General features: G+C 64.5%; 13 protein-coding genes and 1 pseudogene. 10 read left to right on the forward strand and 4 right to left on the reverse strand.

Annotated features, from left to right (window positions below; all coding sequences use genetic code 11):
* Nucleotides 1-4: 4 nt before the first annotated feature.
* The 3 genes from OU995_RS03460 (at nt 5) to OU995_RS03470 (ending at nt 6,884) form a co-directional block, all read left to right on the forward strand.
* On the forward strand, nt 5-1,762 hold the full coding sequence (locus OU995_RS03460; RefSeq protein WP_267833992.1) for a DUF7151 family protein: 1,758 nt from the start codon (nt 5-7) through the stop codon (nt 1,760-1,762).
* 368 nt (nt 1,763-2,130) lie between these two features.
* A complete protein-coding gene (locus OU995_RS03465; protein WP_267833993.1) occupies nt 2,131-4,359 on the forward strand; it encodes a DUF6055 domain-containing protein in 2,229 nt (742 codons plus the stop codon).
* 449 nt (nt 4,360-4,808) lie between these two features.
* On the forward strand, nt 4,809-6,884 hold the full coding sequence (locus OU995_RS03470) for a peptidase inhibitor family I36 protein (protein ID WP_267833995.1): 2,076 nt from the start codon (nt 4,809-4,811) through the stop codon (nt 6,882-6,884).
* A gap of 152 nt (nt 6,885-7,036) precedes the next feature.
* Here the strand turns inward: OU995_RS03470 and OU995_RS03475 are convergent, their stop codons facing one another.
* A complete protein-coding gene (locus OU995_RS03475) occupies nt 7,037-7,879 on the reverse strand; it encodes a PEP-CTERM sorting domain-containing protein (RefSeq protein ID WP_267833997.1) in 843 nt (280 codons plus the stop codon).
* 163 nt (nt 7,880-8,042) lie between these two features.
* A complete protein-coding gene (locus OU995_RS03480) occupies nt 8,043-8,819 on the reverse strand; it encodes a hypothetical protein (protein ID WP_267833999.1) in 777 nt (258 codons plus the stop codon).
* Nucleotides 8,820-9,402: 583 nt separating this feature from the next.
* Between OU995_RS03480 and OU995_RS03485 the strand changes: the two are divergent.
* The 4 genes and pseudogenes from OU995_RS03485 to OU995_RS03500 all read left to right on the forward strand — a co-directional run.
* Nucleotides 9,403-9,878 (forward strand): annotated as a pseudogene (locus OU995_RS03485) (IS1595 family transposase); the annotation flags it as partial.
* A 53-nt stretch (nt 9,879-9,931) separates the two neighbouring features.
* Nucleotides 9,932-10,174 carry a hypothetical protein gene (locus OU995_RS03490; RefSeq protein ID WP_267834001.1) on the forward strand — a complete coding sequence of 81 codons (243 nt, stop codon included), beginning with the start codon at nt 9,932-9,934 and terminating at the stop codon, nt 10,172-10,174.
* Between the two features lie 381 nt (nt 10,175-10,555).
* Nucleotides 10,556-11,023, forward strand: coding sequence for a hypothetical protein (locus tag OU995_RS03495; RefSeq protein WP_267834002.1), 468 nt, complete (start codon nt 10,556-10,558; stop codon nt 11,021-11,023).
* Between the two features lie 406 nt (nt 11,024-11,429).
* The gene (locus tag OU995_RS03500; RefSeq protein ID WP_267834003.1) at nt 11,430-11,924 is read left to right on the forward strand and encodes a hypothetical protein; all 495 of its coding nucleotides are present in this window, start codon (nt 11,430-11,432) and stop codon (nt 11,922-11,924) included.
* A gap of 27 nt (nt 11,925-11,951) precedes the next feature.
* On the opposite strand, the gene OU995_RS03505 is transcribed toward OU995_RS03500, so the two are convergent.
* Nucleotides 11,952-12,158 carry a hypothetical protein gene (locus OU995_RS03505; RefSeq protein WP_267834004.1) on the reverse strand — a complete coding sequence of 69 codons (207 nt, stop codon included), beginning with the start codon at nt 12,156-12,158 and terminating at the stop codon, nt 11,952-11,954.
* Nucleotides 12,159-12,221: 63 nt separating this feature from the next.
* Between OU995_RS03505 and tnpA the strand changes: the two genes are divergently transcribed.
* The 3 genes from tnpA (at nt 12,222) to tnpC (ending at nt 14,699) form a co-directional block, all read left to right on the forward strand.
* On the forward strand, nt 12,222-12,623 hold the full coding sequence (gene tnpA, locus OU995_RS03510; RefSeq protein ID WP_267834006.1) for an IS66-like element accessory protein TnpA: 402 nt from the start codon (nt 12,222-12,224) through the stop codon (nt 12,621-12,623).
* Complete coding sequence (tnpB, locus tag OU995_RS03515) at nt 12,620-12,952, forward strand: IS66 family insertion sequence element accessory protein TnpB (RefSeq protein ID WP_267834008.1); 333 nt, start codon at nt 12,620-12,622, stop codon at nt 12,950-12,952. Before tnpA ends, tnpB begins: the two co-directional genes overlap by 4 nt.
* A gap of 82 nt (nt 12,953-13,034) precedes the next feature.
* Nucleotides 13,035-14,699, forward strand: coding sequence for an IS66 family transposase (gene tnpC, locus OU995_RS03520; protein WP_267834009.1), 1,665 nt, complete (start codon nt 13,035-13,037; stop codon nt 14,697-14,699).
* Here the strand turns inward: tnpC and ltrA are convergent.
* Nucleotides 14,633-16,399, reverse strand: coding sequence for a group II intron reverse transcriptase/maturase (gene ltrA, locus OU995_RS03525; RefSeq protein WP_267834012.1), 1,767 nt, complete (start codon nt 16,397-16,399; stop codon nt 14,633-14,635). The genes tnpC and ltrA overlap by 67 nt on opposite strands.
* Between the last annotated feature and the right edge of the window lie 108 nt (nt 16,400-16,507).

The following is a 16,507-nucleotide window of genomic DNA, read 5'->3' on the forward strand; positions in this document are numbered from 1 at the left end:
TGGCGTGACCGTCACGTATGCCACGCTGGTGCGTGTGGCCGCCGAGGCGGTGGGCAGTCATTGCACGGCAGGTGGCGCGCGAATTGAATCAGGCATGGACCTCGATTCGAATGGCGTGCTGGCCGACAGTGAAGTCACTTCGACGCAATATGTCTGCAATGGTACGCAGGGATCCACGGGGTCCACCGGCGCCGATGGCAGCTCGGGCAGCAATGGCTTGTCGACCCTGGTGCGTGTGCAGGCCGAAGCGGTGGGCAGCAACTGCGCGCAGGGCGGCTCGGCCGTGCTGGCCGGACTGGATACCAATGCCAATGGCGTGCTGGACAACAGCGAGGTCACCAGCACCAGCTACGTTTGCAGCGGAGCTACCGGCGCCACGGGCCCTACCGGCAGCACGGGCAGCGCCGGTAGCGATGGCTACAACAGCCTGGTGCTGCTCACCACCGAAGCGGCGGGGGCCAATTGCACTTACGGTGGGCAGCGTGTGCAGTCCGGGCTGGACACCAACCGCAATGGCGTTCTGGACAGCGGCGAAGTCACCACCACCACCTACCTCTGTAGCGCCGCCCCGGCCGATACGCAATGGGTCAACGTGACTGGCGGCAGTGTGCAGGCCGCCTCCAACACCGGCTACCTGGCCAACGCCAGCACATTGGTCACCATCACCCTGCCCGCCTCGCCCGCCATTGGCGACTGGATCAAGATCACCGGCGTCGGCACGGGTGGCTGGACGGTGGCGCAGAACGCGGGCCAGCGCATCAGCACCCGGGGCCTGCCCGGTGGCATGGCGCTGACCTGGGCATCCGAATCTCTTCCGGGCAGTTGGTCCGGCGTGGCCATGTCCAGCGATGCGACCCGGCAAGTGGCTGTATCCTCGGCCGGCAACGTGTATGTGTCCACCGACTCCGGGGGCAGCTGGATACTGCGAAAGACCGGACCGGCCCTGTCGGCCGTGGCCAGTTCCTCCGACGGCCTGAAGCTTGCGGCCTGTTCCAACGGCGGCCCCATCTACCTCTCGACGGACGGCGGCGTGAACTGGGTGGATGACGGCAGCGCCAGGGCCTGGGCCGCCATTGCGAGTTCGGCCGATGGCACGCGGCTGGTCGCCGCTGCGTATCTGGACGGCATCTATACCTCCTCGGACAGCGGCGCCAGCTGGACACTGCGCGAGAGTAGCCGCCCCTTCCGCGCGGTCAGCTCGTCCTCCGACGGTCGGGTGCTGGTGGCCGGTACCAATGGCGACCAGCTCTACGTCTCCACCGACTACGGCGTCACCTGGACCGCCCGGGCCACCAATGAGTATTGGTGGGGCGTGACGTCTTCGGCGGATGGCACCCGCCTCTATGCAAGCGTCGACACCGGCTATATCTGGACCTCGACCGACTACGGCACCACCTGGGAACGCCAAGACAGCACCCGCAACTGGCGAGGCATCACCACCTCCCAGGACGGCCGTTATGTCGTGGCGGTGACGGATGGCAGCCTCATCTATCAATCCACGGACTTCGGCAGCAGTTGGCAACCCACGGCCGACGCAGGCGCCTGGACCACCGTGGCCAGCAGCAGTGACGGGCTGACCCTGCTGGCAGGGAAAGTCAATGTCGATCTTTATGGCGGGGTGCGGCGTTCCTACACCACGCTCGGCGTCACCGGCTACATCTCGGGCGGGCAGGACGACGCGCTGCAGCTTCAGTATGTCGGTGGGGGGACCTTCATTCCCATCAGCTATGTATCGGCCAACCTGACCTTCACGGTGAATTAAAGCCAGCCGACACCTTTTCGTCTTGATTGTGTCCAACGGTGAAGAAATCCACTTTAGGACCAATTGCAGCGGCCCCCTGCGATCCCTGGGTTGAGCCCAGGGACTGAGAGGGCCCAGACGCTAGTCCTCATTACGGTTTTTCACGAAACCGTGGACGCTGACGCTGCCGCGTCAACGAACATGCAGCCGGCTCTCAACGCCCGCGCTCCCTCACCAGAACAACGCCATCGCCCCCGACGGGAAGCCAGGCGAAGCGACCGCTGACCTCGATCGCCCCACCGCACCTGACGTGCGGGCGGCGCATCCGGGCGGCGCTTATGCACCGGGGCGCGAGCGACCGAAGAGTCGTGTTCAACAGCGGAGGACGCATGTTCAAAAAGAAATCCCTGGTCGCCTGCCTGGGGCTGGCCGGCCTGTGTGCCAGTGCTGCCCATGCGGCATTGCCGGCCACCCTGAGTTACGCGGTCAACAACCGGTGGAGCGGCGGCTACTGCGCCACCGTGAAAGTGACCAATCCCAACACCACCTCGATGACCTGGAGCGGCACGCTGCGGATCGAGGGCTCGGTCAGCAATGTCTGGAATGCCGAATGGAAGGCCAGCGGCAACCTGCTGACGCTGCAGGGCATTGCCTGGAATCGCATCCTGGCGCCGCTGGGCAAGAACGAAACGGTGCGCTTCTGCGCGACCACCACGGCTGCGGCGCCGGCGCCCTCTCCGGCACCCGCTCCTTCTCCAGCTCCGGCACCGGCGCCCACCCCTGCACCTGCGCCGACGCCTGCACCGGCGCCCGCCCCTGCACCTGCGCCGACGCCTGCACCGGCGCCCGCCCCTGCAGCGCCCGTCGTGGACGCCGGCACCACCCTGACCAACTGGTACACCGGCACACCAACGGCCCCCACCGTCACGCCCGGCACCTGGCGCGCGGGTGGCCCCAATCCGGAACAAGCCGCTTTCAAGCTGGTGAAGGAAAGCGCGCACTTTGCGTTCTATTCGGACGAAGCCATTTCCGACGCCGACCTGACCCTGGCCGTCAACACACTGGAAACCACGGTGTGGAGTTCGCTGTTCGGGTCGGGGCTGTACATGCCGGAGCCCTTCTACAACAAGGCCGACAAGATCAAGCCGGCGATTCACATCCATTCCGGCTGGGGCCTGACCGGTGGCGCCTGGGTGGACAGCGCTCGCAATCTGCACATGGGCATGTGGATTGCGCCAGATGCCCTTCGCGACCACTGGGGTCTGACGCATGAGTTCACTCACGGATGGCAATCGTGGGCGGCGAACAACGGCGGCCTCGTCTGCAACGCGTCCAATACCTGCGGCTGGGTCTTCGAAAGCCATGCCAACTTCACCCCGCATCAATTGCCGGAATACAAGAGCGACGTGCATTGCTCCGAGATGCTGCCCAACGCGCCGCATCTCTACCTGGGGTCCACCCGCGACCGCTATTGCAACTGGCAGTTCATGGAATACCTCAAGGACCGTTATGGGCCCGAGGCGGTGACGCAGATCTGGACCACCTCCGGGGCGGATCCGTTCACCAACATCCAGAAGGCGCGGGGCTGGACGGTGTCGCAGCTGAATGACTTCTTCGGCGAATGGGCCATGCACAACGTGACCTGGGACTACAAGGCCACGCCGGATGCCTTCCGCAACAGCTACGGCAACATCGCGCTGACCGACAAGGCCGAGCGGATGCGCCGCCTGATGCCGCTGGAAGCGCTGGACACCAGTTGGGCCGCCAACCGCCGCTTTGTGTCGCCCTACTACGGCTCGCCGCAGCGCTTCGGCTACAACGTGGTGCGGCTGTATCCGGAAGCCGGTGCCACCACCGTGACGGTGAAGTTCCGCGGCATCGACCAGACCGGTGCCAATGCCGACTTCCGCTGGGGCCTGGTGGCCACCAACTCGCAGTTCACCTCGTCGCGTTACAGCGGCTTGCAGAAGGGGCTGGACGGTGAGCTGACCTTCAAGGTGAACACGGGCGAGCCCCTGTTCCTCGTGGTGACGGCGACGCCGACAGTCTTCAAGAGCATCACCTGGGACCAGGCCTATGGGTCGATCAACCGTTACCGCTACATGGTGGAACTGGCCGGCGCCTGGCCGCAAGGCTTCCAGGGCGGTCAACGGGATCTCTGCCCCACCGGCACCGTCCGCCACAGCAACGGCGGTGGCTGCGCACCGACCACCACACCGACCACGGTGTATGTCGGCCCTTACGCCACCATCCTGCCGAACGGACGCGCCAACGGCAACGCCCGCATCGAAGACCAGGCCATCGTGGTGAACGGAACGGTCTCGGACAGCGCCGTCGTGGGCGGCCTGAGCATCGTGGGCATGAGCGGCAGCCCCTGGGGGAACAACACCTTCAACGTGAGCGGGTCCGCGCAGGTGCGCACCACCTTCTACCCGCTGGGCTTCTTCGAGGCCAGCCAGGGAGCGTCCGGCACGCTCAACCTGCACGGGGATGTGGAATACCGCGGCGTGGGCTTGAACCTGAGCAGTGGTTATCGGTCCGGCTTTGTGGACGCGACCTCCACCGTAGGGCTCTCCACCGACGTGAATCCGAAAACGGCGCCCGTGTGGCGGCCGTGATCCACGGTTGAGCGACTGAAGGGGAGCAACGCTCCCCTTTTTTCATGGCGGCTCTCGCATCGCGGGTCCCAGGAAGCCGCGACAGCCCGGATGCAAGCTGTTTGTCGTGGCTGACACCCGCAGCAATCAAGAAGCAACACACCGTTAACAGCGTGTCGCACCCGCGCTGGAGGCACGGCGCCCCCGCCGATTCATCTCTAGTCGGCTGCGCCGCCCACGCCTCCCTGGAGCGCGGGGCCTTCAGCGCCCTGAACCACCAGCGGATCACCGCTGTTCAAGGGGATGAAACCGCTTTCCTGCGCTTACGAATCTGCAAGTCGTGTTGCACCGTTCTTGGGCGTCCGCTCCGAATAATCGCGCCTCGCCCGGCCATGGCGGCTGCCGCCCCTTGTGTTCGGACACGGCCTCGCCCACGCCTCTGGGGCGACACAACATTGCAAGGACTTTCCATGACTGTGTCTTCCACGCGCGCCTCCGGCGCGACCAGCACGCTGCGGCTGCATCCTCTCTCTCTGTCCCTGGCGGTTGCCGGCCTGCTGGTCGGTTGCGGCGGCGGCAGTGAACCGAATGCGCAGGAAGCCCGCCTGGGTGCTTCCGGCAGCACCGCCTCGGCCACGGCATCGCAGGTCTGCCTGTTCGAGCACGTGAACTATGTGGGCGCCAGCCTCTGCCTGACCAGCAGCTCCAGCTGGATCGGCCGCACCTGGAATGACCGGGCGTCCTCGCTGAAGGTGCCGACGGGCTACAAGGTGGAGCTGTTCTCCGACATCAACTATGGCGGCCGGGTGCTGACCGTGACGGCGAATACGCCGTCGCTGGTGCCGTCTCGTTTCAACGATGTGGTGTCGTCGGTCCGCATCACCGCACCGACCGCGCCCCCGCCCGCTCCGGCGCCTGCCCCGGCCCCCGCTCCTTCTCCGGCCCCTGCGCCTGCCCCGACCCCCAGCAACCTGACGCTGGCCTCGGTGCAGTTTGCCCAGTCCATGCTGTATGGCAGCAATGACGACCAGCTGGTCCTGGTGGCCGGCAAACCGGCGCTGCTGAAGGTGAATGTGACGACGCCGGCATCGCCCGCCACCATGCCCACCGCCACGGTGAAGGTGGAGAACACCGTGGACGGCACCAGCCGCGACCTGACGCTGGCCGCCCCGCGCCGGGGTCTGCCAACGACCGTCTCGGCCGTTCCGTCCTTTGACGATGCCTACACCGTGACGGTGCCGGCCGAGCTGGTCAAGGCCGGCCTGAAGGTGACGGTGAATGTGGCCGGTGTGGCGGCGCAAAGTTTCACGCCGCGTGTGGGCGGCGGCACCGCCATGCGCTTCATCCCGATCGCGGTGAAGATCGCCAGCACCACCGGCCAACTCCCGGCGGACCAGAGCGCTCACCTGCGCGCGCTGTTCCCGGTATCAACGGTCACGGCGCAGACGCATCCGACCTATGTGTCCACCCGTGTGACGACCCTGCCGACCACGGACGACCAATGGAGCGACGCCTTCGGCAAGATCCTGGGTGAACTCTCCGACCTGCATGCGCTGGAACGCGCAGCCCGCCAGGACTACTACTTCGGCTTCATCCCCAAACGCACCTGGGGCCTGGCCGGCCTGGGCTACATGCCGGGCAACTCGGCGGTGAGTTTTGACATGCCGAGTGCGCCGGACACGGTGCGCGACGTGGTGGCGCACGAGCTGGGCCACAACTTCTCGCTGCCGCATGCGGCCTGCGGCGGCGCTGGTGAACCGGACCCCAACTATCCGTACCCGGACGCCAACCTGGGCAAGCCGGGACGCTACATCTGGAGCTTCCTGTCCGACACCAACACCTTCTATGACCCGCGCCCGACGGACCGTCACGACATCATGAGCTACTGCGGTGGTGTGGTCTTCTCGGACTACAACTACCGCCTGATGCAGACCTTCCTGACGCCGGCCGACGGCCCCACCACCAAGGCGGCCTCGGTGAATGCAGCGCCGGACCAGGACGTGCTGCTGATCAGCGGCAGCATCCGCGGCAAGCAGATCGAGATCAATCCGGTGAAGACGCTGGTGTCCAAGCCTGAAACCAGCAGCGGCCCGTATGTGCTGCGCCTGCAGACCTCGGCCGGCCAGATCGTGGATTACGCCTTCACGCCGCAAGCGCTGGACCATGAGGGTGAACTGCTGCACTTCCGCGTGCTGGTGCCGAAGCTGGACAACATCGCCAGCATCAGTGTGCTGCGTGATGGCAGCACGCTCACGCAAGTGGCGGCCCGCGCCACCAATGCCCGTCAGCGCTCTCTGGCGGCAGGCACCAGCAAGGCGCTGGTGCAGGTGCAGGAGACCCGTGGCCAGGCGGTGTTCCGCTGGGATGCCGAAGCCACGCCTTTCCTGAGCGTGACCTGGACAGACGGCACCCGCCGGCTGAACCTGGCGCAGGACCTGAAGAATGGTCAGGCGACGCTGGACACGAGCGCCCTGCCGGCCGGCGGGAAGTTCGAGCTGGTGGTGTCGGACGGCCTGAATGCGCAGCGTGTGGAGCAGGCGCGTTGATGCGCGGCGGCTGAGCGCGCAAGCCGCCGGCTGAACGCTGGCGGCTGATGTGGCAACCGGAAGAAAGCCATCCCCAAGCAGCTCCGATCAGGGGCTGCGGGGATGGCTTCGGTGTTTTGGGGCCCGCCGGGGAATGACGGCGGCTGTGCGGATCAGTGGCCGGCCATCACCTTTTGGGACGGACGCCGGCGACGGATGCACAAGCCCAGAAGACCCAGGCCGGAGGCCATCATGGCGTAGGAGGCGGGTTCCGGTACAACACTGGCCGAGAACTGGGTGATGACACCTGAGTAGTCGACGGAGTGCGAGACGGCACCCGTGCTGGTCACCCACTGCAGGCTGACCGTATTCGTGCAGGCGGCACACCAAAAGTCGTCCCTCAGCAAGGCGGTAAACGACTGGGCGGACATGAGTGGGTTCTGATCGAGAGTGTTTGCCGCCACCTGTTCCGAGCGGGAGATGAGGAGCGATGCCCAATACTGTGAGCCGCCTTCCACCCAGCTCAGGCTCTGCTGAATCGAGAGCTGGCGGTAGCCTTGGCCCTGGCTGTCTGGGGCCGACCACCAAATGCCCCGATCCACGGTGGCGCCGACGGACCCGCTGACCGCAGCATCCACAGGTACCGTGATTCCGAACGGCTGAAGCATGCCCATGGCCTTCGTGAGATCGGCAGGGTGGCTCAGCGGCTGCGAGGCCATGGTCTGCAGCGTCCCCTGGTAACGCGACTGGTCGGCACCGCTGAAGTCGAATGCGAAGAGGTCCGGGCTCCCTCCGACGCCAAGGTCCACGGACAGAGACTGGCCCCATTGCTGCGGCGTCAAAGCCACGGTGGAGGTGGAAGGCACACACCCCGGCGCCTCCCACAGGCAACTCACCGTGTTGGTGGTCCCCGTCAGGGTCGCTGAAACATTCAGATCGAGTTGTTGTGCTTGCGCGCTCAGGCTCAAGCTTGCAATGAGCGCGCCAATCGCGGCGGCGCGGTGGTGGTCGGTCAAGCTCCGCTCCCGATGGAGGATATTCGCCGGGCACACCGGGCTGTTCTCGAAAACAGTCCGGCGTGTCGGCAATATTTCGTTTTGTTAAGGGCGCGGATGTTAACGGAGCCGACGGGGTGGAGACGCCGCAGGGGACGTCCGGATCGGGGGGATCACGCCATGCTCAGCCCTTGCTGAGCGATTCCACAACGGGGCGCAAGCGCTGGGAGAGGTGCCCACGGTCCCATCCCGCCATCTCTTGCAGGGGCGTCCGTTGGCCCAGTTGCTGCGCGGCCAGTAGGCCGACGTAGTAGCCAACGCGAGGGGGCCAGGCGCCGCGATAACCCGTGTCCAGAAAAGGTATCGATGCCGCCGGGTCCTGGCTCTCCCACACATCGAGCATGGCCCGCGCGGCCCGTTGCAACACGGCAGGAGGTGTGGCGGTTAGTGCCGCGTCGTCCAGCAGCACCTGCGTCAGGGTGGCATTTGGATGGAGTTGCTGGCTTGCGTAGGTGGCCAAGCCCTCGACCCACAAAGCCTCGTGCACACGCGGCGCCGGATCCAGGCTGATCAGCGGTGCGCGCTGCGCGTGATAGCAGTGGAACCACTCGTGGGCAAACAACACGGCAGGGTCCGCATCAACACCGTGAAAGCGCAGGATGCCATCCGGGGCGAAGAACAGCGGCAAGGGTTGACCGGGGCCCTGGGGCTCCAGATGCGCGTCGAACGTGAACAGAGACGGCATCAGCCAGACCGGGGAGACCTTGACTTGAAAGTCAGGCAAGGCCTGTGTGAAATGGGCCTGCTGGGTTTCGTACATGGCCGCAAAGGCACGATGCAAGCGTCGGGCGGCGTCGGCCATGCCGTCGAACTTGGGAAGCCAGGCCCGCACCCGCGGCGAGGTCACAGTGAGGCCTGCCAGCCGGTATGCGGCAGCGTTGGGCTCGAAAAACTCGGCCATCAGTCGTTCGACACGCCGGAGCGGGTCGAACGCCCGGCCTTGGTCATAAGGCTTCCAGAATGCTGGCATCAGATCCGTGAACCCCGCTGGCGGGCGCGTCGCCAGAGCCGCTGCGGGGCCCGCGAGACTGCTTGTGGGACCCAGCGTCCAGGCCGCAGTGAGCTGGAGCATGAATCGGCGGTGCATGGGGAGTGGTCGCATCGGGTGGATTGTGCAGTGGCACGAGGCAAGGAGAGGTATCCGCAAGAGCACGTTTGCCACGGGTGGGCGCTTGCCTCCGTAGTTGCGCCCCCCTAGCGCGTCGGCCTGGACAGAACCGAGAGATACCGCGAGGGGAGCGAGTCGAAGTCCACGGGACGGTGCCGTCCAGTCGCGCCCTGAAGAAGTCGTCCGTGGCCATCAACTCGCCTCCCAAAACTCCCAGCAATCGCTGCGGATTGAATAGCTTCCTAGGAGTTCTGACCATCGACATTCACCCCAAAAACCTAGTGTTCATGAGGGTTGGCGGGGTTCTGCAGGGCCGACCAATGAAGATCTTTGGAGTGAACAACAGCACTTCGCGCGGTAGCAGGCCTTGCTGCCGGGCAAGCCCGGGCGTGGCTCGGAGAACAAATCGCCGTTCGTGGCGGCCGTGTCGCTCAACGACAAGGGGCGTCCGCAATTCCTCAAGCTCAACCGCATCAGCGGCTTCACGGCCGAGGCGATCAAGGCCTGGCGCCAGGCTCGCTGATCGTCAGCGACGGGCTGGGCTGCTTCGCGGCAGTGACGACGGCGGGTTGCACGCACAAGCCCGTCGTCGTGGGCGACCGCAAGCCGCGCGACCTGCCGCAGTTCCAGTGGGTCAACACGATCCTGGGCAACCTTAAAACCACGCTGCACGGCGCATTCCACTCGTTGAGCTGGCCCCAGCACGCCGACAGCCATCTCGCCGCATTCGCCTATCGCTTCAATCACCGTTTCGATCTGCGCGACTTGCTCGCACGGCTGATCGTGGACGTCGCTCGCTGTCCGGCTCGCCCTATCCTGGCTATCAGAGGCGGGTCTGAGGCACATTACTAATCAGGTCGCGCTATGTGTGGTGAAGCCTCTGCGGCAAGGATTGAATCAGCCCCATGAGTTATCAATTTGAACTGCTTCCGCCGCCGCCTCGCAAAGAGCGCGGTTTGCGTACCTTGACGCTGTACTACCCGTGGTCGCAGACGACCGTGCTCTATAAGCTAGACGAGTTGGGCCTGCGCGCGTTACGCATCCTCGGGCCTGTCGATTACAGGATGCCCATCAAGCCGCGATCCCGCTGCGCCGCGCTGCAGCCCCAGGACCAAGCTAGTGCGGGAAACAAGGGCAAGGTGGGCTGAATCCTTGCCCGACCAAGCTATCCCGACAACTGGGCTGAGCGACTTCATCGCAGCCTCGGCCGCGGAACATGGTGCGGTCTACGAGCCCACGGGTCTCTAAGGCTCATCGTCAGCGTCAACGTCTGTTCGCGTTCTCCGGCGAAACGGACGCGACGACTTCGCGGAACGCGCCGCCGTTCACGCTCTCGTAGAACGACGCAATCCACCGCTGGCTATCAGGCGCCCATTCCAGCAGGTTGTACGAAAGAGGCGAGCCCTCAGCGCCGAGCGAGCTCCCTCTTCCCTGAACCGAGGACTGACCCGGCTCACAGCGCGTGAAAGGGATGGCTGGAGCAGATCAGTGATCTCCCAATTTTCAAGTGATGGTTGGAACGCGATAGCATGAACTTTTCGAACGTTACGGAACTCCTGGGCACCTTTTATCCTGAAACGCAACTAAAGCAGTTTTTGGATGCGTTGGGGTTCCATGGAAAGCCCCGGCTGCCAAGAGACTCAACCAACGCACACTTGCTGCGGCACGATCTTGGGATCGAAATCATCTTCACCGGCGAGCGCTATTTGGATCAGCCCATGCGAGAGTATCCGGAAGGCGCACTTGTGTTTGAGTGCATCAGCTTCTATGGTGCAAAGGACTCAGATTTTTCGCGATTTGACGGGCCATTGCCGCATGCGCTTGAATTTGGCTTGACATTGAAGCAGCTGTCATCCGTATTCGGACAGCCAGCCTTCTTTGACGAGGAATTGGCGCTGGCTCGCTGGGACCTCCCGCAGCACGCCGTCTTCGCAAACTTCGATCGTGAGGGATGCTCGGACGTCTACAGCTTCCAGACGCCAGTGACCGACGCCTAAGTGGCAGCGCCAACCGACGTCCGCATCCTCTCGCCTCACTTGAACACAATCTAAGCGTGCATTTCCACGATAGATGGGTTCGGCGTAAGCTAGCTTAAATCAGCTAAGGACATATCCCACAAGACATGCCATCAAGTTCGGTTCTACATTGACTCCAGCGAAAAGGCCTGGTCGCTTCCGTTTTTAAAACAGGAGGAACTAAGTGACCCATGATGCAGAAAGCATGACCGAATTGACTGTTGAGCAATGTGAACTCGTTTGCGGCGGACTAAAAATCGAAGGGTCGCGCCTCAGCGAGAACTTGGTTGATATGCGCTCATGCACTCCATTTGACGTGTATATCAATCCAGGAAGCGGAATTCCTGGTTCCTGCGACAACCCACGGTTTAGAAACTAAGGAGCATCGATGGCCAACTTCCCTCCCATTCGCAGATGGCTGCGCCAGTTGGCCATTTCCGTTTTAAGTGCTGCCGTTGTTCCAGCAATCGCGGCAGCGCTCCCGCAAGCGCCCTCTCTGCCTGAGCCCCTGCTGCACGCTCGCTTCTACGCCTGGGGCTGGGTGGGCACCCCCGCCGAGCAATCACCCGAAGAACGCGCAGCACGCAAACTGGCAAAGGCCTGGCCCGCCCAGCAACTCGTCCAGGCCCTTCCGCAGGCCAATGCCGAAGGCAAGCTCTACATCCTGTGCATCATCCGGCGCCTGCACCCTTCGCAGTATTCGAGCGCCTTGCGTGAGGCCGGCTTGGCACCGGATGCCACCGTGTCCGTGTTTGCAGGCTCGGTCCTGCAGACCCTGCCCGCCCGCCAGTTGGTCGATCAACTGGAGCGCAGTCGGTGCGAGCCCCTGACATGGCCGGACTCCGGCCCGCCATCAGCCTCAGCGGCTCGACCCTCCCGCTGAGATTCACGCCGGGGTCCGCCCCCGCACTCAGCCCAAGAAGTTGTCTTTCCAGGCATCAAACGGGGCTTGCCACCGCTCCTGTGCGGCCTTCACCACCAGATCCGGATCCTTGACGGCCTCCAGTCCAAACGTGGTGTGCAGCCATTTCCGATAGACATGGAGAGCGTCGCTGCCGTCGTCCTGGTCTTCGTCATCATCGTCGTCTCCGACGTAGAAGTGTGAGCGTCCAGCCACCCCATCTTGAACCCCGGGCCGAAGCCTAGGAGCCTCGTGTCCACCATAACTCTTGGTGGACACGTGACTACTATTCTTAACAATCAGGCCGGTCCACGCCGGCGGCGGCGTGTGCATAGCGACGAATTCAAGGCGCGCGCGGTGGCCAGTTGCATGCAACCCGGCATGTCGGTGGCGGCCGTGGCGATGGCGCACGGCGTCAACGCCAATCTGCTGCGTCGCTGGGTGCGCGAGGCCGAGATGAAGCCGCCGGCGCGCGACCTCGCCCAGGTTGCTGAACAACCGGTGCAGGCGACTCGGCGCGAGACTCTGTTCGTGCCGGTGAACCTGCCGCCGCCCGCCGCTCCCACTGCGCAAGTCGACATCCGCATTGAGCTGCAGCGCGGCGCGGCGGCCGTCACGGTGACGTGGCCGGTCAGTGCGGCGGCTGAGTGCGCGACCTGGATGCGCGAGCTGCTTCGATGATCCGCATTGATGCCATGTGGCTATCGGCCGAGCCCATCGACATGCGTGCAGGCACCGAGCGGCTGCTCGCTCGCGTGGTCCAGGTGTTCGGCGTCGCCCAGGCCCACCACGGCTACCTCTTCGCCAACGCGCGTGGCACGCGCATCAAGTTGCTCGTGCACGACGGCTTCGGCGTGTGGTGCGCCGCCCGACGGCTGAACGTCGGGCGCTTTGTCTGGGCGGCGGGCTCCACGCCATCCCTGGCGCTCACCGCTGCGCAGTTCGACGCGCTGGTGTTGGGCCTGCCGTGGCAGCGCCTGCCCGAGCACAGCAGCATCACGCGGGCTTGAGCGTGGCGGGCGCGTCCCGTGAATCGGTTGACAGTGCATCTGCCGATAGGCCTCATGGGCCAGCCCTGGCACGATGCCACGCATGCTTGGCATACCTGGTCTTCCCCCCGTTGAACCACAGGGCCTCTCGCCCGAGGTCGCTGCGCTGATCGCCCAACTGCGCCAACAGGTGCAGGAGCAGACGCAGCAGCTCGCCCAGCGTGACCAAGCGCTGGCCGAGCGCGACGCGCAGCTGCAGCGCAAGGACCGCGAGATCGCCTTGCGCGAGGCCAAGATCGAGAAGATCAACTTCGAGCTCGCGCGCCTGAAGCGCTGGACGTACGGGTCCAAGTCCGAGGCCATGAACGCCGACCAGCGGCGCCTGTTCGAGGAGACGCTGGCCGAGGACGAGGCCGCGCTGCAGGCTCAGCTGGAGCGGCTGCGCCGCGAAGCCGAGGCAGCCGCAGCGGCCGCCGGCACCAAGCCCAAGGCGGCGCCGCGCAAGCCCCGTCGCAACGCCTTGCCCGAGCACCTGCGCCGCGTGGAGCATCGCCATGAGCCCGACAGCACCGACTGCCAGGAGCCTGGCTGCGGACGCGCCATGAAGCGCATCGGCGAAGACGTCACCGAGCGGCTGGACATCGTGCCGGCGGAGTTCTTCGTGCATCGCCACATCTACGGCAAGTGGGCATGCCGGCACTGCCAGGTGCTCAAGCAGGCGCCCAGCGTGCCGGAGATCGTCGAGGGCGGCATCGCCGCCAGCGGGTTCCTCGCGCACACCGCCATCAGCCGCTTCGTGGACCACCTGCCGTACTACCGGCAGGAGAGCATCAACGCCCGTTCACGCGTGCACACCCCGCGCTCGACCTTGGCGGCCGGCGCGGGCCAGGTCGGCGCAGCGCTGGAACCGTTGTACGAGCTGCACAAGCACTTCGTCCTGGACTGCCCGGTGCTGCATGCGGACGAGACGTCGGTGGCCCTGCTGGACCCCGGAGCGGGCAAGACCCGCAAGGCCTACATGTGGGCCTACGCGCGAAGTTGGCACGACGCGATGCCGGGTGTCGTCTACGAATTCTGCCGAGGCCGCGGGGCGCAGTACCCCGTGGCATTCCTGGGCGGCGACGACAGGCTCGGCTTGCGACGATGGACCGGGACACTGCTCACCGACCGCTACGGCGCCTACGACACCGTGGTCGACCCGCAGCGTTACCCCGGTCGCATCAGCGCTGCCTGCGCGGCGCATGCACGCCGCAACTTCGAAGAACTGACCAAGGTCGGCACCAGTCCCGTCGGGCTGGATGCGCTGCGGCGCTTCGCTCGCATCTACGAAGTCGAGGGTGAACTCAAGGGCCTCGATGACGAACAACGAAGAGCTCAGCGGCAACGACTGGCCAAGCCGCTGTGGGAGGAGCTACATCATTGGCTGAGTCTGGAGCGGCGCCTCGTTGCCGATGGCGGCGCCACGGCCAAGGCCATCGACTACAGCCTCCACCGCTGGGCAGCGCTCACGCGCTACCTGGACGACCCGGCTCTGCCCATCGGTAGAGTAGAGATGTGGCGCGGTGGCAGTAGGTCAAGGCATCGCTGTTTCCGCCCCTTTCGGTTGGCGGTGCCCTATGAGCCCGACCGTAACTCCGTCTCCACATCCCCCTCGTCGAACCGGACGTGCGGATTTCCCGCATCCGGCTCTCTTCCGACGCATCAAGCCTTCGCGTTCGAGCGGCCGCGCTTAATCGGCAGCAGGCATATCAGCCCCAACTTTTGGTAGAGGTACTGGTCGGAGTATTGGCGGTACCCCGTCCCCCGCTTGCCGCTTCGTCTTCGCAGCCAGATCCTCAGACGCCTCGCGGTGTAGTCGTCAACGGACTTGTAAATATCTTTAACAGGCCCTTGATCGAAGTAGTTCGCCCAGCCGCGCAAGATGGGGTTGAGTTCTTCAACCCGGTCCGCCGGCGTCGTGGCGTTCCACCGGTTGGTCGTCTCGTCGTGTATGCGTCCCCGCAGGCGCTTGATCGATTTCTTCGACGGCGCCGTGCCCCAGTAGGGTCGGCCCCGGAACCCGTAGAACTTGCCCACGGTGTAGCCCAGGAAGTCGAATCGCTCGTCGGGCAGCTTGACCAGTCGAGTCTTCGTTTCGTTGACCGTCAGGCCGAGCTTGGACATCAGTCGCCGCATCGTTGCCATCGCCTCCTCCCCCATGCCGTCACGACACAGGATGACGAAGTCGTCGGCATAGTTGACCACCTCGGCTTGCAGCCGCCGCGCGTACCCACCGTGATACCACGCCAGCATGAAGCGACGGAAGTACAGGTTGGCCAGCAACGGCGAGATCACTCCCCCTTGGGGCGTGCCACGGTTTGTGTCGCGCGCGACCGTCGTGCGGATTTCGCCGCCGCCGGCCACGCGCTCAACCACCGGCGCGTCAAGCCACTGGCGTATCGTCGCCAGCACCGTCCCATCTGAGACCCGACGTGCGGCGCAGCGCAGCAGGTCTCCATGCGGAATTGTGTTGAAGTAGTCAGCCAGATCGGCGTCTACCACCTCGCGCGCCCCACGATCGGCAATGCCGAAGTGAATGCGGCGAAGCGCCATCTTGGCATCCAGGCCTTCGCGGAAGCCGTACTGCCAGGGGAACAAATCTTCGTTGAAGATCGGTCCAAGAACCAACAGCACCGCCATTTGCGCGACCCGGTCGCGGATGGTTGGAATGCCCAGGGGGCGTTGCCCACCATTTGCCTTGGGGATCCATACACGCAGCAGGGGCGCGCACCGGTACTGCTTGGTGCGCAGCTCCTGCCTCAGTCTTTGCAGCCAGTCTTTCAGCCCTCGGTCTTCGATGATCGAGAAGCTCTCGCCATCCACGCCCGGCGCACCGCGATTGGCGCGGCACCTCCGGTACGCCTCGTGCAAGACATCTTCCCGGCACACCTTGTCCCACAGGCTGTAGAACTTTGCAGCTGCTTCGCTCTTGGCTTTCGCCTGTAACGTGCTCTGCAGGGTTCGAACCGAATCGAGCGGGGTTGCTAGCCACGCAATTGCTGTAACGCCATCTGCTTTCGCGGCCATCTTTTCAAAGGCGACGGCAGCATTCTTTACAGCTAGAAGGGCAAGTTCCGGTTGCCCTAGCTTTAGATGCCAGAGCCTCAGCATCTCTGCCGCGTCGGTTGCCCAGTGCGGGTCGTATTCGCGTGGATTGGCTTCGTCGGAATGCCGCCTGAGGGCTTCGTTTAGCCACCCAAGGAGTTCATCGGTTTGCGCTTGCGAGAGGCTCAACCCCTTAACCCCCCACACCATTCCATGAAGGTTCCACCAGTGACTGGCCTTGGGCAGCCTTGCTTCTTTGCGGGCGAAGACAAAGGCTGCTTCAAGTGCGGTCGCAATTCGCGTGGAATCTTTGACGAGGATGGCAAGTTCAAGGGCACGATCAAGTTGCCGCCATGCATGGTGATCATCGGCGCACAGACCCAACTCAACCGAAGAGATGTAGGCATCGACGGCCTGCTCAACCAGGGCTTTTGATCGGGGAATTCGTTCGTTCGGGTGCTTCTTGTTCCAAAGGTTGCCAATCTCCAGCGC

It is taken from the genome of Roseateles sp. SL47, assembly GCF_026625885.1.
In the GTDB taxonomy this organism is placed as follows: domain Bacteria; phylum Pseudomonadota; class Gammaproteobacteria; order Burkholderiales; family Burkholderiaceae_C; genus Roseateles.

Bases quoted from the DNA above. Each gene is read 5' to 3' on its own strand.
- OU995_RS03490 (WP_267834001.1), top strand. From the start codon at position 9,932: ATGAGTTATCAATTTGAACTGCTTCCGCCGCCGCCTCGCAAAGAGCGC.
- OU995_RS03495 (WP_267834002.1), top strand. From the start codon at position 10,556: ATGAACTTTTCGAACGTTACGGAACTCCTGGGCACCTTTTATCCTGAA.
- OU995_RS03465 (WP_267833993.1), top strand. From the start codon at position 2,131: ATGTTCAAAAAGAAATCCCTGGTCGCCTGCCTGGGGCTGGCCGGCCTG.
- OU995_RS03480 (WP_267833999.1), bottom strand. From the start codon at position 8,819: ATGGCCGAGTTTTTCGAGCCCAACGCTGCCGCATACCGGCTGGCAGGC.
- OU995_RS03500 (WP_267834003.1), top strand. From the start codon at position 11,430: ATGGCCAACTTCCCTCCCATTCGCAGATGGCTGCGCCAGTTGGCCATT.
- tnpC (WP_267834009.1), top strand. From the start codon at position 13,035: ATGCTTGGCATACCTGGTCTTCCCCCCGTTGAACCACAGGGCCTCTCG.
- tnpB (WP_267834008.1), top strand. From the start codon at position 12,620: ATGATCCGCATTGATGCCATGTGGCTATCGGCCGAGCCCATCGACATG.
- OU995_RS03470 (WP_267833995.1), top strand. From the start codon at position 4,809: ATGACTGTGTCTTCCACGCGCGCCTCCGGCGCGACCAGCACGCTGCGG.